Consider the following 23566-nt stretch of genomic DNA (forward strand, 5'->3'; position numbering starts at 1 on the left):
TAGAAATTGTGGTTCAGGCAGCAGACGCCTGTTCCAGTCTGCTCCACACGGCCGCCGGCACTTGCTGCAAAGCTTCTTCTAACGCCACGCCGTGCGCGATAGCGGCAAGATGTGGCGCCACTTCCGCATCCTGGTCAAACTCGGGATGGAAGGCACACGCCAGCTCGGCAAAACACTGCAAATCCGCCTGGGTGGTCAGTCCCAAGGCATGAGCGCGGCCCAAGGCCTGGTAAATCACATCGACGTTGCGCGCTTGTGGAGAGGGTATGCCCATCCAAACTTGCCATGCCAAGCCCCAGTTGGCGCAAGCATCCAATTGGGCATCATCCAGCTCCCAGGCGGCATCGGCGGCGGTCTGGCCGGCTGGAACGCTCCATTCAAACCACTGTTGCTCCGCGTCCATGCAAGCCAGACTGCTCACAGGCGCGCATAGCAGCTGCCATTGCTCGGTCGTCAAAATATCCGGCAATCGGGACAGCAAGCGCGGATCGTAATAGCGAAACACGATCTTGCCCAAGCTGGTTTCCGGCTGGATCATGCCGGCCAAGTGCGCCGCCAGCGGCTCGGCGGATAATGCGCCCCACAGCCACACCACTGCGGGCACGTGATGGCTCATGGTCAGCAATGGCTGTAAACGAGCGGCAGCCATGTGGTCGTCCAAAGTCAGCAGGACGGGCGACGCTTCCCGCGGCAAACCCAAGCCATCAAACAACCACTGTTTCTCGCCAGCGAAAGCCGTCAACCAGCGGGCGAGCTTATCGTCTGCCGTGGGATCGAGCAAAACGTGAGTGGGCAAAGCTGCATTACGCCATGGATATTCCATCATTTACGCTCCCGGCGGCACGATAAAACTGGTCTTCTTGGCGGCCTCCAACAGACAGGGCAGGCAGAAATCGCCCGGCAGCACCGGTAACGGCTTACCCAAGCTATCCGGCCCACTCAGATCATGGCTGGCACCTTTCACGCTGACGGTGCCGGGCGCGTGTACTTCGATATTGCCTCCCGCGATGCGGAAGTAAGCGCCGCCGGCAGTGAACAGGATTTCCTTTTTCGCGTTGATCTCGATCCGCTGTTTGCAGGAGGTGATAGTGACGTCCTTATCGGCCGTAATCTCCATCGCGTCGCTCTGCGCCTGAACCTGTACTTTGCCCTTGGCCGCGATCAACTTCATGCCGATCTTGTCCTTCACGCCGGCCACGAACAGGCTGATGCTCTTGCCCACGTTGTGAATCCAGCGCCGGCCCGTGGTGTGGTTGGCATCACGCTGGGTTACCAGGTTGAGGTTCTGCTCGGCGCTGAGAGTTTGGCTTTGCTCGGTCACGCTGGCAATGCCGGCTGGGCCGGACAGGATTAGCTGGGGCTGTTGGCCTGGTTGATCCTTGGCGGTCTTGCCGTCCTTGTCGGTATTGCTGCCGGCTTCCCAGGCGGCCAGCGCGTCGAGCTGGTGCTGGAGATGGCCGGTGTCCTTCTTGCCGCTCTTGGCGTTGTCGTCGCCAATCTCATCCGGCCCGGTTTCCATGGTGTCAGCGAGCTGGCCTGTAGCAGTTTCCGCGAGGGCCTGGCTCAGCGCGACGGCCGATTGCAACTGGCTTTGCGCATGCTCGCGCGCCAGCTGTTTGCCGCCGGCACCGTTCTGGGCTTCGGTGGACAACAAGAGGCCGTGCGCGGCGCGGATGGCGCCGTGCTGGTCGGTGCGCAGCTCGAAGCCTTCGCCGCGCGGCTTGGCTTTGCCGTTGCTGCGCGGGTGGGTCAGGAAGCCTTGGTTCAGCTGGGTCTTGCCGGATTCGGAGCTGAGTTTGGCGCGCACTTCGCCCGGCGTGTCGTCGAACAGCAGTTCGTTGTAGCCGCCGCCCTGGTGTTCTTTCGATTTGATGCCGGACAGCGTCTTGTTGGCGGGCAGGCTGCCTGCGCCGCTGAAGTCCGGCGTCGGGTGGCTGCCGTTGTAGAACACGCCGGTCACCAGCGGGCGGTCGATGTCGCCTTCGATGAAGCTGACCAGCACTTCCTGGCCGATGCGCGGGATGAACTGGTGGCCGAAATCGGCGCCGGCGCTGGGCATGGCGACGCGCAGCCAGCAGCTGGATTTGTCGTCGAGGTTGGCGCCGAAGGTTGTGTGTTCTTCTGGCCGTTGCCAGTGGAATTGCACCTTGATGCGGCCTTGGGCGTCGGTGTAGATCTCGTCGGCGACCTGGTCAGTCGGTTCGGCCGGGCCGACCACGGTGGCGGTCTGCACGCCGCGCGATTTGGGTTTGGCCAGCGGCGTGCCGGCATAGGCCGGGGTCAGTGGAATGCCGCGGCGCTGGGTCTGGATGGCGGTGGTGAACGGCGCGGCGTCGGTCTGCGCGCCGACGTGCTGGGCCAAATCCTTGGGCAGGTTGTTGCGCGCCTGGAAACGTTGGCCGGTGACCACGAATTCGCGGTTTTGCGGACTGTCGGCCTCATGCACCGGATGGTCGTCCAGACGGAACCATTCGCCCGGCTGCAGGCCGCGCACGGTGCCGCTGGCGCTGAAGGACTTGGCCTGCTGATCATGCGCCTGCTGGCGCAGCTGGGCGTAGCGGCCCAGCTGTTCATGGTCGCCGGCGTAATACAGGCCCGGCGCGTCATAGTGGGTCAGGCTGCTCTGCAGCGACTGGCCAGCCTGGCCTTGTTCGATGCGGCTGCCGTCTTCGCTGTGCTGGGTGGAGACGGGCTTGTAGTCGTAACTGGCCAGCGCCACGCTGCTGGGCACGATCTGGCGCGTGGCCAGCCATTCGGTCAGGCCGTCTTCGTCTTCAGTGGCATCGCTGCGGTGGAAACGCACCCGGCTCAAGGGAGTGGCCGGCAGGCTGTGCGGGTCGTCAAACACCGCCAGCTGTACCTGTGGGCCATCGTCGTCTTGATGCAGGAAACGCCAGGCGTAGCCCTCCTCGTGCATCAGGCGGACGATGAATTCGTAATCGCTTTCGCGGTATTGCAGGCAATAGCTGCGCGGCTGGGCCGGCTGTACCTGGATGGACAGCGTCTGCACGCGGGCGAAGGCCGGGTTGCTCTGCTGATGTTCGGAGAGGATCTGCTGGATGATGTCCGGCACCGTCAGGTCCTGGAACACGCGCGAAGTGCGACGGTGGCGCAACAGCGCGAACGGCGGCTCGATGGTCAGCTCGTACTTGGCGAAGCCGCCATCGGCGCCGGCCAGCCTGGCCTCGCTCACCACGCCGCAGCGGATGGACTCGCCGCCCGAGGCATCCTCGATGCCGATGCGCGCCGGCTGGCCTAGCAGCGACTTCAGTTCGATATGGGTATCCGACGACAGGCAGGTCAGTGTATAGCGGTACGGTTGGGACAGCCCCTCTTCGGCCTGCAAGCTCAACGGCAATAATTGCTCAGCAGCGATCTGCCCAGTGCCCAGCTGCAGCGTCAGCACCCGTCTATCTTGGCCAAAGGCGGAGGCGAAGCTGGCCAGCAGTGCGTTCAAATCCATCCGATTCCCAAATAAAAATACCCTCATGGCGAGGGCATGTCATTGAACTAAAAGAGGATAAGAATTTTATGATGTTAAGCGGGTGTCAACAACCAACGAGTGCCAAAAAGGTTGACAGACCTAGACTAAAGTACAGGTCTAGCGATGACTGTGGCCCGGCATGGCAGGCGGCAGAGCACCTTGCCAGCAATCCTCAACTTGGCCAACCGGCCCGGATATATCATAACCAGGACGCCTCGGCCGGCTGCACTGGTCAACCGCCGAGTGGTTTACAGCATGCGATTGGAGCGCATCATGATCGATGATCCGAATTCTGAAACTTGGCTAACGCTGCTCACGAGTCGTCAACTCGAACAGCGGCTCGCCAAAATGGCCGCAGCCCAACAACAGTCGGTGGATGAGCTAGCAGCATGCCTGCTTGATGCCGCGATTTCTAATTGGGAAAACCTGCCCCAAACCAGCTGGACGGTTCCGCTATTGGATACAGGAGATGGCAGTGGCGATGCGCTACTGCCAATTCCCAACGAACTGCTGGCTTCTGCAGGCTGGGTCGAGGGCGATACCCTATCTTTTGAAGATCAAGGTGACGGAACGTTGTTGCTGAAGAATGCAGGCAACGAGGACTCGGAGCTGCTCAAGATTGCCAAAAAACGTCTGAATGATGGGGAGGCACCCATCAATGTGAAGATAGATGATCTGTAATGTAATTTGAACTTTGGCTCGGCATGCAGACTGCCTGGGAGCTTTGGCAGGCCAAGCAGAAGCCGCGTCCGCATGTCGCCATGCCTGACCCATTTCCAGAGCGACGGCGGTGCCCTACTTGGCTGCCTTAGACCGGCAAGCCATGCTCGATGGACACGAGCACTCGTTGAGCCAGTCCGCCTCCTAATTCCGTATCCATCAGGGAGAGCGGGGATGCGTTCAGCGTGATGTTGTGTTGCTGGAGCCAGGTTCCCGACAGTTTCTTGTTTCCCAGAATGCCTTCAGCTACGCGGGCAATCCTCATGATGCGAAGCAGTTTTTCGCTGGCCGGCGAGTCTAGTAGGCGCTGCCGGCTGATTCGGTGCGAGGCTAGCCGTGGCGATAGACCGAGCACCAGGCATAGATGTTCGATGGGGATGCCAAACTCTTCACTGACGGTCTGAATGGCTGTAGCGGGTAGTCCTTGGCGGATCATCTCTATTTGGGTGTTGGTGGGGAGGGTCAGCCACGCTGTGATTGCCGCTACGCCTGTCGAGGGGTATTCCATGTCCGTCTCCTTCTGAGTCCGTTTTTTGAGGTGTCCTGGCAAGAGCGGACAGCTCCGTTTCAAGCGTGGACTGCCCCGGCTCCTGTAGGCATTCCTGCCTTATGATTGGCCTCCTGATGCTCTTCAATAATCTGCTTAATGATGTCCGGGACGGACAGGTCTTGGGATACACGGGAAGTTCGGCGATGGCGCAGTAGGGCGAAGGGTGGCTCTATGGCCAGCTCGTACTTGGCAAAGCCGCCATCCGATCCCGTCTGTCTGGCCTGGCTGACCACGCCGCAGCGGATAACTTCGTCGCCATCTGCATCGGCAATACCGATCCGAGCGGGCTGGCTGAGCAGGGTCTTGAGCTCAATTCCCCCATCCGGCGACAGGCAGGTCAGCGTGTAGCGGTAAGGCTGGGACACGCCTTCCTCGCCGTCCATGCTGAGTGGCAACAATTGCTCAGCGGAAACTTGCCCTGTTCCAAGCTGCAGCGTCAAGACTCGGTGTTCTTGGCCAAAGGCGGAAGCAAAGCTGGCCAACAGTGCATTCAGATCCATCGGCACCCCAAACAAAAATACCCTCGACAGAGGGTATGTCATTGAGCATAAAGAGGTTTGAGATTCTATAGAAATATCGAAAATATCTACAAGACAACCGTATACATATCACATTCAACCTGCACCAAAGGCCAGGCAAGCTTCTCCCACTGCTATGGTCTGATCATGCCGTGACAGGAACACCATCAATTTCCGTCATATGACAGTCTTTCTAGGAATGAATGCATCATGTCAAAACCATATTATTAGCTTCTGAGCGGCAACACCCAGTACAATATGCCAACAGCAATCTCATCCTTGGACACTTACCTTTTCAACCCCCAGCTACTTACTCACATACGTTTTTCACCAATTGGACTGCCCCAGCTCCAGTAGGAAAAACTCCCTGGAATGGAACCTCGACAACCTTCCTGATCCAGGACATTAAAAAGAAGCAGCCATAACGGCATTACGGCATTACGGCAAACCAGCTTCGTACGGAGCCACCTGTACTTCCAGAGACTCTTCATCGAGAATTTCAGCTGCCATGCCAAAAACATGTCATATGCATATCAATCATTCAGATTAACCAGACATGTTTGAAGGAAAATATTGTGATTGAGAAAGAAAATATTGTCAGATATTGGCATGCCGTGGAGTTGCTTCAACCTCAGTCGGCCCCCAAGTTGGGAAAACGCAGCAATTTGTATAGCGCTTATCTGCACGACACACCAATCAAGCAACCCATTTTGCCTTGGGAAGACGGGAGTCTAGTTAGTCAGCAGGCGTTACCCAAGAAGCGTGAGTGGAGCCACACACTCTATGCCTACCTGTATGACAACAAATTGGTCGCTGATGTACTTAAAGAGCATTATGGAGATGAGCAGGGATATAAAGAACCACAATCACAAATTTCCGCGATATTCGCCGCAAAATTCACGATGGCCGGCTACCTGGTCGAAAACAGCTTCGTACTTTCCAGCGAAGCATGGTTTCTAGGAAAAGTACTGGCTGCGCAAGATTGGGCTCAGGGATTCGAGGGTGATCAAAAAATCGCGGCAGATCAAGCTAAATCACTGCTCACCGGTCAGGTATCGGGTGGTGCCCTGTGTGCGCTGACCGAATGGGTTCTTCAATTCCTTGGCGTGGCCGACTTTTTCGCTGATACGCGTCAACCAAAGTTTCGTTTTCGCTCCCAACCGATCAATCCCAAAAAACCTATCGCAGAAAACGATCCACTCAACAGCTTTCTGCTGGACGACCTGATCCTAGTTGCCGATAGTGTACGCCAAGGGGTGACCAGTCAACCGCTGGACCAATACCTTTCCCAACACAGTCCTCAGCCACGATTGCATGTTGATGATGACAACGCATCTTTGTCGCTGATTCAGCGGCTATTACCCGATTCCTACGCTAACAGCTGTTGGCCCACCGAGCGGCATTTGGGGCTTGTGCACTCTCAGCAGCTAGCTGTTAACACGATCTTGTCTACTCTGTCTGACAGCCAAGGGCTGCTCGGTGTCAATGGCCCACCAGGCACAGGAAAGACAACGCTGCTGCGTGATTTGATCGCGGCCATCATCACCAGCCGGGCCGATGTGCTGGCCAGTTTCCCCCGAGCCTCAGACGGGTTTGTCAGTGATGGGCGTGAAATGGCCAATGATGGCGGTAGGCAATTAACCAGCTACAACCTCAACCCGGCACTGTACGGTTTTGAGATCGTGGTAGCCTCCTCCAATAACGGTGCCGTGGAAAACGTTACTCTCGAATTGCCACAGCGTGACAAAATCGATGAGAGTTGGTTACCTGACGCCGAATATTTTTCTGAACTAGGGGCGCTGGTCTCCGGCAACCCCGCCTGGGGACTGATTTCCGGTGCACTAGGTAGCAAAGCCCGGCGCACTCAATTCGTAAGCCGCTATTTCTATGGCCAACGCCCTTTCCCCAAGAAGGACACGGAGGGCGAGGATGAAGAAGACATTGATGATGAATCAGGCGAGGAAATTGAGGGTCTGATAGAGGCGCAATTTACAAATCAGACCGATGAGTATGGTGATGGCAATCAATATGATGTGAGCACTCCAGTGCCGCCAGATGAGGCACCGAAAGCAAAAGGACTCACCAACTGGCTCGATACTTATATCGAGCGCAACAAAACACTGTCATCGTCAGAGCGCCAAGCCCTGTGGCGGCAGGCGGTGACCGAGTATAAAGGTGTCAAGGCAGAGGTAGATCGGGTGAGCGCAGATGCCCGGCGTATCGGCACATTGATCGAGTCAATTAGTGAAATCAGAGCGAAGCTGGCTGCTCAAACCCAAGTAGTCAGCACCTGCAAACTAGCGCTGACTAACACGGAAACCCAGCTCACACACCTAGATACGATAGGAATCCGCCCTGCTCATGCGGAACTCAAACAGTGTCTTCTGGCGTTGGAACAGCACCAAGCCGACAAGCCTAGTTTCTGGCGAAATCTGTTCAGCCTATGGGGAGCACAACGCTGTTGGGATGCAAGACTGACCTTGTTAGAAGACCTCCGGAGGCTGGCTGCAGCTGAACTATCCCGGCTGACACGTGAAGTCAAGCAACTTGAGAAATCTAAAGAGCGCTTAGAGCAACAACTTGCTGATGCCTACTCGACGTTAACGCAACTGCAGAACCAAGTCCAAACGCTTATTCAGGACGCGACACAGTTGGCGACAGCCAACCAGGCCAAACATCTACTGGTTTGGTTGCAAACAGGTCATATCGGCCGTGGAGAGGCCATCGAGCTGGCCGAGCCCTGGCGTATAGAAGGTTGGCGGCAGGCACGTGCGCGTGTGTTTATCCAAGCACTCAAGCTCCACCAGACATTTTTCGAGCTGGAGGCATTTCGGATAAATGCCAACCTGAAATTGATCAACAGTCTATTAACGGGACCACGCTTTCAGGGTCTTTCCAGCAACGCCATCCGCTCAGCCTGGGCCTCGCTGTTCATGGTGGTTCCTGTTTTGAGTAGCACCTTCGCCTCCTTCTCCCGGTCATTCAGTTCATTTGGCGTCGGCGAAATCGGCTGGCTGCTAGTGGATGAGGCCGGCCAAGCGCCACCACAAGCGGCAGTGGGGGCGCTATGGCGCTCTCGACGTGCCTTGCTAGTGGGGGACCCTCTCCAGCTCAAGCCCATCGTCAAAGTGTCTGATGCAGTGCTGGAACACATGCGGACTCATTATCGTGTCGGTATGCATTGGCTCCCCAATCGACAGTCCGCGCAAACGCTGGCGGATGAAGCTACGCCATGGGGCCGAATGGCCGGCCCCGCCACTAACAAGGTCTGGGTTGGACTGCCTCTGCTTGTTCATCGCCGTTGCGACAGGCCAATGTATGCACTTGCCAACCGCATTGCCTATGACGGAGTGATGGTATATGGCACCCTGGAGCCACGCCCGGACAAAGAAACACCCGCTAGCTTACTGACTGGCTGGATCGATACACAAGGTCTATCCGAAGGAAACTGGATACCCGCCGAAGGTGAGATGCTACGCGGACTACTGGTTCATTTGCTCAAGGATGGAGTGGAAGCCAAGGACATCTCTGTCATTACTCCCTTTACTGCCGTTCGGGACAATCTCCGTCGTATCGTGAAAAAGAAGATGGTGTACGGCACTATTCATACGATGCAAGGCAAGGAAGCTGCGGTTGTCATCATGGTACTGGGTGGAAATACGGACGGCTCTGGGGCCCGTGATTGGGCAGTATCGGAACCAAATCTTCTGAACGTGGCGGCAACACGAGCCAAGCGGCGCTTCTATGTGATCGGTGATCGCAGAGACTGGCAGAAACGGGCTCTGTTCTGTGACATCATGGATCTACTACCACTCCAGAAAATCCCAGCTATCGAACAGGAGCAGTTCTCACAGTCAATAGTTGCACAACATTCAAACATTCCGGCGCTCTAGGATGATTAGCATCTCAATTGCATCCGGATGTTTGTGTGCGTTGACATTTTGCAATGATGAGTAGAGTTTGCTCAACCTCATTGAATTGATAATCAACTCAACCGCCAGAAAGTAAAAGGTATGGGCGAAATCAATATTCCTCGAAGTGAACAGGATGCACTAAGAACCATTGATACGAACATGCTCAGTAAGCTCATCGAACAGTGCCTACTGGAGGAGAGTCCACAAGCGTTGCAGATGATCCGGCTTGAGAGTTGTGGAGCCTACGTAGCAGCACAACTTCGATATTACGAGAGAGCGTTGGCTGAGTACAGAAAGGCAAGAGCAGCAAAGAAGCGGGATGAGTCAAGGAATAACGCCCATCGAGCTGGCCACGATCTGATATCTGCAGTTCAACAGATGCAGAACAGGCTCGAAGCAGAGGAAAAGGAGGCTCAGCTCTTCTGGATTGAAGACCAGATCATGCCACCATCCCATTTTGGCGACCAAATAGCTGTACAAGTGAATTACCGATGGCGCCAGACAGTCGATAGTGAATGGATATCTGGAAGTATTATCTTTTCCCACGACGTTTTCACGAGCACCGACTACAGCGTGCCATTGACAACGCAGAGGCCGAGTGCTGCCAAACGAAAACAAGATCGGCAGGAAAAACTATATCGAGAATGGGAACACTTGATGAGATTGGGGCTTCATTCAGTCAAGGATTATTTCCGAAGTGGTGGAAGCGGAAAAACCATTCCGAAAGCATTCCATGCAAAAGTAGACCCTTACACGCGTGGACTGAATAATTTCAGTACTGACTTCTGGATAGACCAGTCTTGACTCGAAGCTCCTCTTAAGAACTCTGTTCCCGCCTGTTAGATGAAAGCAGGTAGCCAGTCGAAACGGAAAGCAATGCTTTTAATACATTCGGTTGTTATCTAGTTAAAAACAGACATCTCGTATCTCCCGAGATTAATGGTGCCTCCAGACTTTACCCAGGCCCCGTATTCCCTTTAATCTGGTCGTTATCGTTGATACCCATGCACATAGAACTGCTCCGTAACTTTCGAGAACTACTACGCGATGAGGAACAAGGTGACGGAGCCCATGCGCTTTCACTTGGTACGACCACGCTAACTCTACCCAGACTGCTTAATGAGCCTCGCGTGATCATTCTCTCAGAGGCTGGTTCCGGTAAAACCCAGGAAATTCGCGCAGCCACCTGCCGGCTCCGCAGGGAGGGTAAAGCAGCATTCTTCCTTCGCCTAGAGCACGTCGTTGTCGATTTTGACACGGCTTTCGAGGAAGGCTCTCTTGAGGAGTTTCAAGTATGGCTAACATCGTCTGAGCCAGGCTGGTTTTTGCTAGACTCCGTCGACGAGTCACGCCTACGCTCGCCATTGGATTTTGAAGCGGCGATGCGCAAGATCAGTAAGCTGCTAGCCACAGCAAAGCAGCGTACTCATCTACTGATCACTGGACGGGCATCCGCATGGAGACCGAAAACCGACCTGGAACTCTGCGACAAGCTCTTTCCTGCCCCCAACAAACATGCTGCAGTTGTCGAGTCTAACGACGGTGTAACAATAGTTGAGCCGAATCAAGTTCCAGCAGCTATCGACATATCTCCCTTCAAAATCGTAACACTGAAAGATCTCTCTACCGAACAGATCAAACACTTCGCCAGTGAAAAAGGCATCGAAGACACACAGGCTTTCTTAGATGCTATTGAGCGCGCCGATGCATGGTCATTCACTTCCCGACCTCAAGATCTCGACGAACTGACTGGATTCTGGCTTGACAATGGAGTTATCGGATCGCGGCTAGAGTTGATGAGGAACAGTATCCAGCGTCGCCTAAAAGAACCCGATCAGACACGAGCGGAAGCACAGCCTCTATCGAAAGAACGGGCACTAGAGGGTGCCCAGATTATTGCTGCCGCGCTCATGCTGACAAACCAGCAAACCATCCAAGTGCCAGACGGCGCCAAGAACGTCCAGGGTCTAAAGATCGATGCAGTGCTGATGGACTGGTCCGACAAGGAAATAGCAACCCTGCTTCAGCGACCACTGTTCGCTCCAGACATCTACAGCACTGTTCGCTTCCATCACCGCTCCGTGAAAGAGTACTTGGCTGCTCAGTGGTTCCTCAAGCTGCTTAGCCAAGAGGTGTCGCGCCGCAACATAGAAGAACTATTCTTTCGGGAGCAATACGGGCTCGAGGTCGTCGTGCCATCACTGCGTCCACTACTACCGTGGCTTGCCATAGCTGACAATCGCATCTTGTCCAGGGTACGCCGCATCGCACCTCAAGTTGTATTAGAGGGCGGAGACCCCGTTCAACTGCCAACGGATGTCCGCTGCAGCATGCTGGAGCAGATCTGCGATCAAATCGCCAGCGATGCTGTCGGGTCTATTGCAGACCTCGCAGCCATCCAACGCTTCGCCGCACCCGACCTGGCCAACACCCTACGTCGTCTTATATTGAAGTTCCAATCCAATGACGACATAGTTTTCTTCCTCATGCGGATGGTTTGGCAAGGCCGCCTAAAGGACGCGCTACCGGAGACGATGGGTATCGCGCAATCTAGATACGCAGGCTATGCGTCACGCATTTCCGCTTTCCGGGCCATCGCTGACTTGGGAACGCTGCAAGATATGTTGATGGTACGTACTGGATTTACTAATGAAGGCGACAATCTCGACCGAAAATGTATGGCGGAACTAGTCGGTCATATCAAGCAGCCAGACGAGCAAGCCCTTCAATGGCTATTTGACTGCATCCCGCGGTTGACAGAGTACAACCAGTTTGAGCATACAGGCCTATCCGAAGAGATCGCCTCATTCTTTGAGCGTGCGCCCTTGTGGCTCGTCGAACAAGGACTTGTTCAGCTGTATGAGCTTTTGACTGCCCCCCCGGTCATTGAGGGCCATTACTGCGAAATTTCTAAACATAACCAGTGGTTACGCCAGACCACGGGTGTTGCGATTCTTCGCCTAATCCGCGCGCGTGACACTGCGGCATTGAAGGAAAGTTCGCTCGCGCTCCTTCACGTATTGCCTGCGGATGGACAGTACAACGCAAACGCATTCGATATGGAAACACTGGGCTTGGACAAGGAGGTCCAACAGTGGACAGATCTCAAATGGGCGCTATTTTGGTACGTCGTTGAGCAGGTGCGCAGGAGAGGAGCCAAAGAGGGAACGCGGGTAATCGATTCATGGATGGTCTTGGTTTCAGCACCTTATGTTTCCTTTGATGGAAATGATTTTGATGCTGCGGTACGAATCATTACAGAACGTCCCCTTCCCGATGACAAGCAAGTCGCTCTGTCACTAGCATTCAGACTATATGTGCAAACCGGTCGCCAGCGCAGTCGCAATGCCAAATTGAAAAAGGCTGTCAGAGATAACGATCAATTAAAAGCATATCTTTCGCAGTTGATGAGACCTACAAAAAAATCCGAAGAGTTAAAGCGAATGGAACGCCAGCATGCTCAGTGGAGTCGGCAGGCTACGGCGAGACGAAAACAGGAAGCAAAGACTAGACTGGAGACACCAAGCAAGATTGAGGCACAGATAGAGAAACTGCGCGACCCAGGCTTCAATGATCCATCAGCCATTTCCAGAACACAGTATTATCTATTCAATCGCATGAGCGCGCTAGAAGAGAATAAGCACGGCTCAAAGTGGAATAATAGTAATTGGCGAGCGCTGGAACGAGAATTCGGAAATAAAACTCCGCGAGCGTTCCGCGATGGCATGGTGCGCTTCTGGCGTCGTCATTCGCCACAGTTGGTTTCAGAAGGCGCAGCTTTCAACTCGAGATCGATAGCAGATATATTCGGCCTGACTGGCCTGACCATCGAAGCTTCCGAGGTCCACGGATTATTTGAGAAATTGACACCGGCAGAGGCTGCAATAGCACTCCGCTACGCTATGGTAGAGCTCAATGGTTTCCCAGATTGGTTTCCTGTGCTATCAGCAACACACCTTAATGTGGTCAAGCCGATGGCGTTAGCGGAGATTCTATTCGAGCTACAGGTCACCGGCAACGGATCTCCCAGCCAGTACATCATTTCAAAAATCAGTCGTTTAGGTGACTGGCTTTGGAATGACATTGCACCAGACATTATCCAATTACTAGGAGTTCATACGCCGCAGAATATTTATCTTCTAGCCAACCTACTAGATATCATCCAAAGATCTACAATATCAGATGACGCAATAGCGACACTCTCTGCGGAGAAAATGCTATCCGTCGAAAATCAGAATCATCTACCGCTCTGGGCAGCCGCGTGGACAGGCGTTAATCCTGGACCCGCCATCGACGCAGTAGAGGCACATCTGGCCACCCTGACGGATGCTAAGGAGCGAACAGAGTTCACCATGCACTATGTGACCTACCTCCTTGGTGGAAGTCATATGTCATCTAGGGTGCGTGCCCGGTTTCATTCCCCCGCGGTCTTGAGCCGGCTCTACATTCTCGTCCACACGCATGTACGATCAAGTGAGGATATTGAGCGGGCTAACCAGGGAGTTTACTCGCCGGAGCTAAGGGACAATGCACAGCACGCTCGGGAACGATTGGTGAACATCCTTCGCGAAATTCCAGGACGGGATGCATACTTGGCGCTCAAAGTTATTTCTGAAGCTCATCCAGATCAAGAATTGCGACCATGGTTTGCATTGCAAGCCAGATCCAAGGCAGAAGCCGATAGCGAACGGTCAGAATGGAAAGCCGAGCAGGTGGGCCAGTTCGACAAGGAGTACGAGCGCACGCCGGTCTGCCATCGTGAGTTGTTCGATTTAGCAGTACAACGTTTGCTGGACCTCAAGCATGAGTTGGAAGATGGTGATGCTAGCATGGCATCTGTGCTGATCAATGCGAAAATGGAAACTATAGTCCGCAATTTCATCGGCTCGTGGTGCAGTAGGGGCTCACAAGGGCGCTACGTCATCCCTCAGGAGGAGGAACTACCCGACGCCAAGCGCCCTGACCTTCGGTGGCACGGCTTCGGGTTTAAAGGGCCGGTGCCAACTGAACTGAAAATTGCCGACAAGTGGAGTGGCCCCCAGCTCTTCGAGCGTCTTGAAGGTCAGCTCGCAGGCGACTATCTCCGCGACGAAGCTTCAAGTCGCGGTATCTATCTATTGGTTTATCAAGGCATACAGAAACGTTGGCAACTACCCAACGGTGATATGGCCACCTTTGATGAGCTAATATCAGCGCTGCAAAGGCACTGGGAGTCAGTGTCCGCAGCGCATCCACGTGTTGAGGAAATCAAGGTCATCGGTATTGACCTTACAAAGCGAGCGAAACCTCCTGTGGCAAAGAAAAAAACCAGCAAGAAGATTACCGACAAGACGATGGTTGATGAAGAAGTTTCCTCCGTAGTTCCTATCAAAAAAGCGGGAGACCGGAAGACAAAGTGATTTTTCCAGAGCAGAGTGAAGCATGAGCTTGTGAATTCAATGCAAGTCCCGGGGGGCAGCACGGCCTACTAGTGCGTATATGGTTAGTAAAATACGACCATTTGTATCGGCCTAGCTTACAGGGACTCTCAGCTGCCATCACCTAGTTACGCTTGCTCACCTGCATTAAATTTTCGGTAAAAATGCAAAAAAATCCATAGTTTTTCCGAATAAATAATGCGATTCAGCAGCAATATTCGATTTATCGCTTTCACACCCAGACTCAATATTCATAACGCATAAAAATCAGTATGTTGCAGAAGGGGGTAAGCTGAGAGTCAGGATTGCAAATCCGTGGCAGGAGAAAGTCGCCCCCCTACACCATGTAGCAGCAACTTAATTGGAATCAAAGTCCATGCTTGTATTTGTTGATGCAGAATTCACTGATTTTATTCAAATTGACTTGATTGCTATCGCGCTAGTGACCGAAGATAGTCGGGAATTCTATGCCGAGCGAAATGACTACCGCCGAGAGGATTGCAACGATCTTGTGCGCGCCAATGTTCTTCCGTTGTTGGGCCGAGTGGAGGATGCTAATTGTACAGCACAAGAATTGACACTACGTCTGCACGCCTGGTTTGCGTCGCTCGGCCAGTCAGTAACCTTGGTATTTGATTACGCATCTGATTGGACTCTCCTTGCTGATGCCCTTCAGGGAAAGGATGGCCGATCATTACCCAGTAACATTACGGAAAAGTGGCTGCTGGCACCAGAAGTCATCAGTGATTCGACCTTTCTGCAGTCGATGTCATCAACATACAGTGCAGAGTGGCCTCCACATCATGCTTTAGCAGATGCCCGTGCATTACGGTCCGGCTTCTTATCATGGAAGCTTGCTAGGTCAGCCTAGTCAGACACAAGTACTTTTTAACCGCTCCGTTTGATCTACTTGATCTGCCCAATATCATTCATATCGAAGTGCTCCGCGGCCTCCTTCAAGCACTAAAGCACTGCGAATAGTACTCAGCAACAACTAGCTGATCTGCTTCTTCGCTTTCAGCATCTCCAGCTTCTTGTCTTGCCGCTCCTTAGCGCGCCGCTTTTTCTCCGCAACTTCTTCTTGAAGCAAGATCTGGCGGGCATCTTCTGTTTTACAAAACCCCAGTTGAATCAGAACTTGAAGCTTGGCAAGCGGGCTCAGGTTCAGGCGTCCGCTACGACACTCACTTAAAGTACTGGGGGCAATGCCAAGAAAATCCGCCAGTTGCCGATCTTCAGCAAACTCAAGCGCCACTTTGATCGAGTCGATCACCGGGATCCACTCAACGATAGGAACGGTTTTTTCATCAGCCTTGATGAAACTCTTCGCATCAAGCATACTTCGTATTTGCGAATTCATAAGTCAATTCCAAAAAATAAATTCTATCTAGAATTCAGTATAACACGTATGTATACGCTGTTTGTATTTTCTGTTCGAGTTTACGAAACAGTAACCCACAAGGCATGCCGATGAACTAATAGACAACCGAGCAGGAGAAGCAAGAACGGCCTCGTCATGAGGCCGTAGAGAGTTAAGTGTCGACTTTGCGGGAAGACGCTTCGATTCTCGGACAGCGACCGTAGTGTGTCAACACGGCGATGCAGGCTTTTTGCCTTTAATTCTTGCCTTCTGCTCGATTGGGATTATGAGGATTAATACCATGCTGTCTGAAGATGAGATCGAACAGCTGTTCGACAAATTCAACATTCCCGTCCCAGGACGAAACCGTATTCGCTGGATACGTGAGAATGCCCCCGTACGACGTGTCCATGGAGGTGGTGTCAGTCAAACAATTCGCTATTGCGGGCGAAAAATGAACTTTGTCATCGAAGCTGAGGCCCTGAGGACAGAGTTCGCTACGATTGTGTCATTCGATCATAGCCAAGACATTCTTGAGTTTTATCACCAACCATGCCGGTTAAAGATCACCTGGGACAAAGCGAATGGTCGCCGAGTGACGACTAGCATCACACCAGATCTGTTTTGCATTAGCCAATCAGGCTTCTATTTTGTCGAATGCAAAACCGACCAGCACCTACTTGAACTAAATGAAAAAGATCCAGTGCGATTTATTTTGGGTGGCAATGGAAAGTGGCGCTCTCCTCCCGCAGAATTAGCCGCTCGTGAATTTGGCTGCGATTTCATTATCAGACCTTCATCCGAGAATAACTGGGTTCTAATCGAGAATTTAGAGCTCCTCAAAGATTATTATATTCTCCCATTTGAATCAAATGATGCTGAGTTGCAGAAGCTCCGTGAATTTTTCTCATGCAATCCATGGGGATCAATTCATGAGTTGATAAAAATCATCGATGCCGATGTTGTTTACAACTCCATCGTCACAAAAGAGTTTATTTTTGATTTAAATAATAGTCATCTGAAAGAAGTAGAAAATGCATATTTATTTCGAGATGAGATAAGTTCACAGGCCTTCAAAATCTATATCGAATCCAAATCAACATCACCAAGTTTGCCAGCAGGCATTGAACTTCGCCCTGGGTGTATGTTCCTATGGGATAACAGATCATGGGAGGTAGTAAATGTTGGTGATACAGGAGTGGCTGCAAGATGTGTAGATTCACAAGAATCCATATTAATGAACCTAACGTATGAGGAAATGGCTAGCTTAGCAAAATGTGGAAATATTATATCTGTCAGACAGAATAATTCAGCTCCTCAGTATGATCTAATGAAGGAATGCTCCCCCAAAGATATTCAGATCGCCTTATATCGTCATGAAATATTATTTGGCACTCCGAGAAAGAAAAATCCATATATTAATAAAAGCACAAGGGCGAAATTCTACTGGAAAGCACAATGGAGAAATGCGGAGATTAAGTATGGCTATGGTTTTATTGGATTAATACCAAACAGAGATAAAACTCAAGGCAATCACAATAGGAAGATAGAAGAAGCTATTATTTATATCATTGAGAAACTATATCCTGATTACTGGCCCAACCCCAAACAAAAATCCATCACCCATTTCTTAGGCGCTGTCAATAATGAGTGTGAGAAGCTTGGACTGTCAAAGATATGCGCAAAAACATTAAGAACTGAAATAAAAAAAATCCAAACTGCAGAAGATGTGGAGAAAAGAGAAGGACGTAAACGTGCATATCAATCAGAGGTCATCCAGTACTGGTATATAGGGTATGAAACTCCGGCTCATGGCACTCATCCATTTCATATTGCTCATATCGATCACTCCCCCTTTGATGTACGGCTCATCAATTCAAAATCTGATTCAACCGTAAAGACTGGCACTCTATCACTACTTATTGATGCGTATTCCAGGAAAATACTTGCATGGTACTTTAGTTTTGACAAACCAAGTCATCGTAGCTGCATGATGGTGTTACGCGACTGCGTACGGCGACATGGAAGACTGCCCCAAAGGATTGTTTCTGATGGTGGGGCTGAGTTTCAGTCGAGTTACTATGAGAAGTTAATGGCTATTTATTACATAGACAAGCAATCTAGAAAGGTTGGAAAGCCACGTGATGGCGCAATCATCGAGCGTATGTTCCGTTTAACCAGAGATCAATTTGCAAATGCCTTACTAGGCAATACACAGGCTGAGCGCCATATTCGTCAAGTATCTCCCGAGGTAAACCCAGTAAAATTGGCCAATTGGACATTGGAGAGGCTGACGATACGATTGGAAGAATACTTTGAAACCTATCACCAGAATTTTCATTCAACACTTGGCTGTACGCCAAATCAAAAATTTTTGGAAGGCATGAGAATTTATGGAGCCAGGAGGAACGTATTGATTAGTTACGATAAGAATTTCATTATTACGACGATGCCAACAACTTCAAAGGGTGATGCAAAGATAACCAATAGAGGAGTCAAGATAAATTACATATTTTATAACTCTGTTGCGTTAGATCGTTACTCTCTCATCAACTCAAGGGCTCCTGTCAGATATGATCCGTGGGATGGTGGTCATGCTTATGTATATTGCAACAATGAATGGGTTGAGTGTTTTAGCGAATATTACAAGGCATTCAAAGGCATGAGTGCAAAGAAAATAGCCATAGCCACTGAGTGCTTGCGACAAAAACATAGGATGGCGGGCAAAGAATATGAAATTACTGCGCAGCGAATTGCTGATTTTTTATCTTCAATCGAAGAAGAAGAAAAGCTCGCTATGCAAACCATGCACGACTCTGAGGTGCAAGAAATGAACTCTAAAATTAGCCAGAACTTGCTTGTATCAAATACAGAAGGAGAAGCAGTAGACGTTGATAACAAAGTCAATCAAAGCTGGACACCTAAAATTCTAGATACCTTCTGATAGATGGCTACCATGCTTAGAAAAGAATCACTATCTGCACTGGAAGATTTTAAAAAAGTCCGCGCTAAACATGAAAAGCTAAAAGAGCTTTTTGATCGACTTGAAGAAGTCCCGCTTCCATCATCGCAAGGGAAGATTTTTGCTGTGGTTGGCGCCACTGGTGCTGGTAAGTCAACAGCGGTAGGTCATTTTTTTGATTCTTATAATCAACGATTTCTTGATGACATGATACAAAACCCAGGATTTATACCAACTGTGCTAACCACACTGCCAACGGGGTTCAAGGGAGAGTTTGATTGGAAGGATGCTCTACAGCGTTTGCTAGCTATGTTTTTCGAACCTTTGATACGTAAAAAAATTCTACCCAGGATGGTTGTGAATCTAGACGGAGAAAAAATTGAGAACGTTCATCAACTTGTGACATCCGCACTGGCACGAGCATTCAAAAATGGATTGCTTGAGCGTGAGACTCACTTTGTTGGGATCGATGAGGCATCAAGTATTTTCGCAACTAAAAACGACAGAAGCTACAAATATCAATTCGAAATTTTAAAAAGCATTGTTAATGATTGGGGACTCCCATTAATTTTATCAGGAGCCTATGATTTACTAAAAATTGAAGATTTTAACTCACAACTTATACGCAGAACGAAAATAATTCATTTTGAGCGATATTATCCAAACGAATTAGAATCGGAAAGTAATAAGTATGGCCAGTCGTTCGTAAATGTGGCACATACTTTTTTCAAATCAATGAAAATTCCTATCCACGATGACGTGTGCGTGAACTACCCCTACCTGATGAAAATGAGTTTAGGATCTATCGGTTTATTAAAAGACTGGTGCATGCGTGCTTTGGAACTTGCTTTTATTTCAAAAATGGAGCCAATAATCGATATGGGCATCATGAATAAAACAGCCCTCCCTATTCGTCAGTTAATAAAGATAGAGAAGGAAAATCAATGGGGTGAAAAGCTATTGAGTGATGAATCTGAAGAGGATTTGACCAATCTCCTGGGACTTAACAAGGCAAGTGATAATTATAAAAATGATAGGATGAATGGGAAAAATATAAAATCACGCAAACCTGGAAGACGAAACCCATCTCGTGATTCCGTCGGAGACTTATAATGTTTCAACCAGAAATTTTATCGCTGCTAGATGAGTCCCCCCCACTCCCCACAAGGTCACGGCTTATGCCCATGAAGCCTATAAATGATACCTTACCCATTCAAGAGTCATTATCAAGCTATTTTGTAAGATTGGCTAGAAAGCACTCCTGTTCACCGATGACATTATTGAGAAACGAAGTTCTGGCATGGACAAAAATAAAATATAGCAGAGAAGCCTCTTCTAGGTTCACATCGAATTATATTAGAACTATGAATGGGGTAAGTTTTTACGCCAAGGAGCTAGCAGAGGCATTAAATAATCTAACAGGACAATCCGAGTTAGATAGATGTAGTTTTCTCCCCTTGACGGAAGTTTTAGATCCTAGAGGGAATGGGCTACTACATCATAGACCACATTGGTGTTCAGAATGCTTTCGAGATTGGCGGGCCTCAGGTAATGAGCCATATTTCCCATTAATATGGATGGCTGCACCAGTAAATTTCTGTAAAACACACCAATGCACACTTTCAGACACGTGTCCTCACTGTGGACAAGCACAGCCTTTCTTACCTAAACACTCGCACCTTGATCACTGTTCACACTGCGGCAAATGGCTTAGCACATCTACCATAACCTACCTGAAAGATATCGATGGTTTTTCTTTGTACCAATATAATTCAATCGAAGAGATGATTGTTAATGGTTGGCGTTGCTCGAGTCTATTAAATTCATCATCATTCATTAATTCAATTAAAGTCGTTGCAGGTGAGCTTTACAATGGTAGCATTTATGAAATGGAGCGTGAATTAGGATTTCCGAAAGGAACCATAGCCAACTGGTCAAAATCGAATGTTTCACCTTCTCTCCCTAACCTTCTTTCCTTCTCGTACAGCCTCGGAGTTTCTCCGTTAGAATTCATCACTTTGCTTGACAATCAACACATCCATCCGAACATCGTCATGGATCATAGGAAGCAGGCAAGCAAACGTAAGGGGCTTTCAGTCGATGAATTCTCTCTGGTAAAGTCAGTTTTAGATAGCGTAATTTCGTCTGGCATCTCAGAAAAATCTATGCAATCAATCGCTAGAGATCTTGGCTATACAGTTACCTTATTGCGATATTGGTTTAAAGAAGAGTGCAAAGCGATTTCACGCTTTTATAGGGAATACAAAAATTGCTGCCGAATAAAAAATGAACAAAAAGATATCGATGTAGTTAAGGATATTTTTAAAAGACTTACGGATAAAAAAACGAAAATCACAAATCGTATCCTACAAAATGAGCTTTCTTTTCACGGAGTTATTCTATCTCGTCCGCATGTTTTAGCTGCAGTAGAAGAAGAACGAAAGAAAAGGTTACTTTTCTAAGCATTGACGATATGACTTGATGATTGTCCTTCGAGCCCCTCGTTAGCAATTCACGTGGTCACATGGCAGGGGACGATGAGCTTATTTCTCTCTAGTCACACACATGTTTTAATGCATAGTCGACCAGATCTGCTTCGAAGCTGATGATTACTTCTATGTGCTTGCAGGCTGAAGCCATGGCTCCTAGGACTTTTGCCTGGATCAAGTAGCCATCCTCATCTGTTTGATTTGCTTGACCATATAAAACCGCATTGTTGACCACAGCAGTCAATAAAGCTTTATTTATTGGGTTGTCCGGCCATGAGGGGGCGACAGTAGCGCGTGGAATGATTTGTCTTTTGCAAACACGAAAGTGTTGATCATGGCCCTCTGGTGATCGAATTGATACAGCGCTGCAGTCTCCAGCTTGCCCAACATAGACTACTTGGGATAACCGGCCATTAAGAATGCTTTCCTGGGTCTGATGACTGAGGGCCACGGCCATTACTGCATCATCGAGAGTGGTGGCCTGCGCGTAGTTCGCCAAACTGATGCCCAGGGTGGTCAGTGGTAGCACCTTGCGAAGGAGTCCGATACGACGAAGCGCCATGATCAACATCACAGTTCACCGTTGCAGTTGATCAGTGGTAGTCCATCAACTCGGGCTCTGATGGCCTTGGCGTCGGCTTTGCTAATCCCTAGTTGAGCCCCCGGTAAGGCCACGGCTTTGACTCCTGTGGCAAAGGAGCGAACAAGCTCTGCATTGACCGCACCGTTGGCATCGGAACGAATTAGCTTGAATTTAAGAGTCCCCTCGGATTGACCAAGGTATACGACCGACAAGCCGCAAAGAGTAGCATCGGTTTTTTTGGTCAGACTCAAGGTAAAGCTACCCTTGGCGACCGTAACCTCTTCTCGCGTGAGATAGGTATCAGACAAGGTGCTGAAGGTCCGGTTGAGCACTGAGCCATCTTCGGCCAACGCAAAATAGCGATCTTTCTTCAAGAAGGAACTAGTCTGTGGATCGGTCTTCACTAGGAAATAAGTCTTGCCCGACACGTCGCGGATACGTGCCCCTGGGATGACCTTATCACCCGTCTTCAAGTTCAATGTGGCATCTCCGGTCGACAGGCTGAGATCCTGGGTGATTACGACGCTCGGTAGCTGTGTCGTGGGGATGTAATGTACTTCCAACAAGTTATCGCCAGCAGTGGCTGTGCGATTGATACCAACAGTAGCCCCTTCCACATTGATGCCCCGATGCGTTGCTGGTTGTATCGAAGCAGTAGCCAGCATTCCGCTGAATGGTGAATTCGTTAAGATCACATTGGCGGCGCTGGCTGCCATGGAACAAAGCGCCAAGGTGGCGCCGACTAGTGCGGGCGTAGCCCTGAGCTGCAAAGGAAGAAATTTTGCCGCTTGGTGTTTGATGATTGATTTTCGCATCACGATTTCCCTTGGCATCAATCTGAGAGCGGGTTGTAAAAATATGAGCACCCGCAGAGCTTCAAGCAAAATGCTAATCATAGTATGTAGAATCGTGGTATGCAAAAACGGACATTCTCAGAATGTCCGTCAAACCTCATCAGTGTGCGTTAGTTGCTGTTTTTGCAGCCAATGTTAAGCGCCGGCGCCTTGAGCTTGGCCTGTCTCAGGAAGAGCTGGCCGAGGCGGCAGGCGTACATCGTACATATGTAGGGATGATCGAAAGAAGCGAGAAGAACGTCACCATCTATAACATTGAACGGTTTGCGATGGCGCTGGGCGTTGAGGCTGCAACTCTGTTAGAAAAGCCTTAGTAGGCTGCCCTTGTTGTCCTTCTACCGCCTCTTTTCGCAAGGCGTATTGGCAGCCAGAGCCGGAGCTGCTGTCAGAATGGCACCGCCATTCTGACCGACCACGCAAAGGCACCAGTTCGGCCTGAGCTGCCATCCACCCCACTTGGTCTGAATGTCGGCTCAGAGCCTGATATCTGCCATTCCACTGTGAGCTATGTCGAACGTCGGCATTCTGATGGCCGGAACACGTATTCGACCCGTTGCGGACGTTCAATCGTGCCTCACCCGGAAGATCGCTCTCGAGGCACAACGGCCATCCTTCGATCCAATATGAACGGAGAGTTACCTTGTGGGGAACTGAGACACTAGGCATGATGTGCACTCTTGTTTCTATGGCACCTCTCATGGCATGAAACCGCTCC

The 23566-nt window shown here is 50.5% G+C and carries 15 protein-coding genes and 1 pseudogene; 9 read left to right on the plus strand and 7 right to left on the minus strand.

Annotated elements, in window-relative coordinates; genetic code table 11:
* Positions 1-13: 13 nt before the first annotated feature.
* Both ACX17K_RS02985 and ACX17K_RS02990 read right to left on the minus strand, forming a co-directional pair.
* Positions 14-826: a DUF4123 domain-containing protein gene (locus ACX17K_RS02985; RefSeq protein WP_493773628.1), complete on the minus strand. Its 813-nt coding sequence runs from the start codon at positions 824-826 to the stop codon at positions 14-16.
* The gene (locus ACX17K_RS02990) at positions 827-3463 is read right to left on the minus strand and encodes a type VI secretion system Vgr family protein (RefSeq protein WP_493773629.1); all 2637 of its coding nucleotides are present in this window, start codon (positions 3461-3463) and stop codon (positions 827-829) included.
* A gap of 294 nt (positions 3464-3757) precedes the next feature.
* Between ACX17K_RS02990 and ACX17K_RS02995 the strand changes: the two genes are divergently transcribed.
* A complete protein-coding gene (locus tag ACX17K_RS02995; RefSeq protein WP_493773630.1) occupies positions 3758-4165 on the plus strand; it encodes a hypothetical protein in 408 nt (135 codons plus the stop codon).
* Between the two features lie 127 nt (positions 4166-4292).
* Here ACX17K_RS02995 and ACX17K_RS03000 read toward each other — a convergent pair whose 3' ends face one another.
* Both ACX17K_RS03000 and ACX17K_RS03005 read right to left on the minus strand, forming a co-directional pair.
* On the minus strand, positions 4293-4712 hold the full coding sequence (locus ACX17K_RS03000) for an Xre family toxin-antitoxin system antitoxin (protein ID WP_493773631.1): 420 nt from the start codon (positions 4710-4712) through the stop codon (positions 4293-4295).
* A 104-nt stretch (positions 4713-4816) separates the two neighbouring features.
* A pseudogene (locus tag ACX17K_RS03005) lies at positions 4817-5254 on the minus strand (contractile injection system protein, VgrG/Pvc8 family); the annotation flags it as partial.
* A 593-nt stretch (positions 5255-5847) separates the two neighbouring features.
* Here ACX17K_RS03005 and ACX17K_RS03010 point away from each other — a divergent pair.
* From ACX17K_RS03010 to ACX17K_RS03025, 4 genes are all read left to right on the plus strand, one after another.
* Positions 5848-9165 (plus strand): DEAD/DEAH box helicase, encoded by a 3318-nt coding sequence (locus tag ACX17K_RS03010; RefSeq protein WP_493773632.1) that lies wholly within the window; start codon positions 5848-5850, stop codon positions 9163-9165.
* A gap of 120 nt (positions 9166-9285) precedes the next feature.
* A complete protein-coding gene (locus tag ACX17K_RS03015) occupies positions 9286-9990 on the plus strand; it encodes a hypothetical protein (RefSeq protein WP_493773633.1) in 705 nt (234 codons plus the stop codon).
* Positions 9991-10190: 200 nt separating this feature from the next.
* Positions 10191-14585, plus strand: a complete 4395-nt coding sequence (hyoA, locus tag ACX17K_RS03020; protein WP_493773634.1) for an NACHT domain-containing antiphage protein HyoA — start codon at positions 10191-10193, stop codon at positions 14583-14585.
* A 394-nt stretch (positions 14586-14979) separates the two neighbouring features.
* Positions 14980-15474 (plus strand): hypothetical protein, encoded by a 495-nt coding sequence (locus ACX17K_RS03025; RefSeq protein ID WP_493773635.1) that lies wholly within the window; start codon positions 14980-14982, stop codon positions 15472-15474.
* Positions 15475-15597: 123 nt separating this feature from the next.
* Here the strand turns inward: ACX17K_RS03025 and ACX17K_RS03030 are convergent, their stop codons facing one another.
* Entirely contained in the window at positions 15598-15963 is a 366-nt protein-coding gene (locus ACX17K_RS03030) for a helix-turn-helix domain-containing protein (protein ID WP_493773636.1), read from the minus strand.
* Positions 15964-16264: 301 nt separating this feature from the next.
* Here ACX17K_RS03030 and ACX17K_RS03035 point away from each other — a divergent pair, with 301 nt between their 5' ends.
* Genes ACX17K_RS03035 through ACX17K_RS03045 form a run of 3 tightly spaced genes read left to right on the plus strand, consistent with a single transcriptional unit; the run spans position 16265 to position 21387 of the window.
* Positions 16265-18907, plus strand: coding sequence for a TnsB C-terminal domain-containing protein (locus ACX17K_RS03035; RefSeq protein ID WP_493773637.1), 2643 nt, complete (start codon positions 16265-16267; stop codon positions 18905-18907).
* A 3-nt stretch (positions 18908-18910) separates the two neighbouring features.
* A complete protein-coding gene (locus tag ACX17K_RS03040; RefSeq protein WP_493773638.1) occupies positions 18911-20038 on the plus strand; it encodes an AAA family ATPase in 1128 nt (375 codons plus the stop codon).
* Complete coding sequence (locus ACX17K_RS03045; RefSeq protein ID WP_493773639.1) at positions 20038-21387, plus strand: TniQ family protein; 1350 nt, start codon at positions 20038-20040, stop codon at positions 21385-21387. Before ACX17K_RS03040 ends, ACX17K_RS03045 begins: the two co-directional genes overlap by 1 nt.
* Before the next feature lie 91 nt (positions 21388-21478).
* On the opposite strand, the gene ACX17K_RS03050 is transcribed toward ACX17K_RS03045, so the two are convergent.
* Both ACX17K_RS03050 and ACX17K_RS03055 read right to left on the minus strand, forming a co-directional pair.
* Positions 21479-21985 carry a hypothetical protein gene (locus ACX17K_RS03050; protein WP_493773640.1) on the minus strand — a complete coding sequence of 169 codons (507 nt, stop codon included), beginning with the start codon at positions 21983-21985 and terminating at the stop codon, positions 21479-21481.
* Positions 21985-22812, minus strand: coding sequence for a hypothetical protein (locus tag ACX17K_RS03055; RefSeq protein WP_493773641.1), 828 nt, complete (start codon positions 22810-22812; stop codon positions 21985-21987). The genes ACX17K_RS03050 and ACX17K_RS03055 overlap by 1 nt, the downstream gene beginning before the upstream one ends.
* A gap of 122 nt (positions 22813-22934) precedes the next feature.
* On the opposite strand from ACX17K_RS03055, the gene ACX17K_RS03060 reads away from it, so the two are divergent.
* On the plus strand, positions 22935-23165 hold the full coding sequence (locus tag ACX17K_RS03060) for a helix-turn-helix domain-containing protein (RefSeq protein WP_103903625.1): 231 nt from the start codon (positions 22935-22937) through the stop codon (positions 23163-23165).
* Positions 23166-23566: the final 401 nt, after the last annotated feature.

The sequence above is a fragment of the Chromobacterium sp. INPA-IVC genome, assembly GCF_059047085.1.